Origin of the sequence: Spirulina subsalsa FACHB-351, from assembly GCF_026130165.1 — a bacterium.
Classification (GTDB): domain Bacteria; phylum Cyanobacteriota; class Cyanobacteriia; order Cyanobacteriales; family Spirulinaceae; genus Spirulina_A; species Spirulina_A subsalsa_A.
Map to the genome: position 1 here is coordinate 1 of NZ_JAIHOM010000271.1, position 569 is coordinate 569.

Sequence of the window (569 nt, forward strand, 5' to 3'; positions counted from 1 at the left end):
ATCGACCTCAAACAACTAGATGTATACTAACATATACAGCACAAATTGTCATGCTAAGAGTGATCCCTGAGCCTTAGCTAAAGAGTCGTGCTTCGCTGTTTCTATACGGGTCGGGTTTCATCCCGTCAGTAAAACCGAGGGTCTTTACCCGACATTGCAGATAAAACACCTCCACCGCCAGCGTTGCTGTGGTCGTAGAGGGCGTTTCTAGGGTGATATAGGCGGGTAACTCGGACGTTGGTTCTAAAGTTAAAATACGGGGGGATGGGGCTACATCTGCCGGGGTATTGAACGAACCACAAGCGCTCACTAACAAGACCGTCAGCCCCAGCAGAGAAGAAGACCCCCATTTTGGGTTAAGCTTCATAGGGGGAAATTGTGCTGTATGTGTTTATAACCACTATTCACCCGGGTCTTGCCCCCATCTGGATAAAAAGATATAGGTTTGACGTTCTCCCCCGCCTGAAGGCAGGGGGATTCATCGTTCTACGAGTCTCCGTTAGCTGACAGGATTTCTCCAACCAACCAAGAGGGAATCTCTCCCGATGCGTGAATTCGGGCGCGCCCCA

General features: G+C 50.1%; 1 protein-coding gene and 1 pseudogene. Both read right to left on the minus strand.

Annotated elements, in window-relative coordinates; all coding sequences use genetic code 11:
• Nucleotides 1-73 precede the first annotated feature (73 nt).
• Nucleotides 74-367 carry a hypothetical protein gene (locus tag K4A83_RS22815; RefSeq protein WP_265267021.1) on the minus strand — a complete coding sequence of 98 codons (294 nt, stop codon included), beginning with the start codon at nucleotides 365-367 and terminating at the stop codon, nucleotides 74-76.
• Nucleotides 368-486: 119 nt separating this feature from the next.
• A pseudogene (locus K4A83_RS23870) lies at nucleotides 487-569 on the minus strand (RNA-guided endonuclease TnpB family protein); the annotation flags it as partial.

Coding starts and splice junctions, on each gene's coding strand:
- K4A83_RS22815 (WP_265267021.1), bottom strand. CDS start 367: ATGAAGCTTAACCCAAAATGGGGGTCTTCTTCTCTGCTGGGGCTGACG.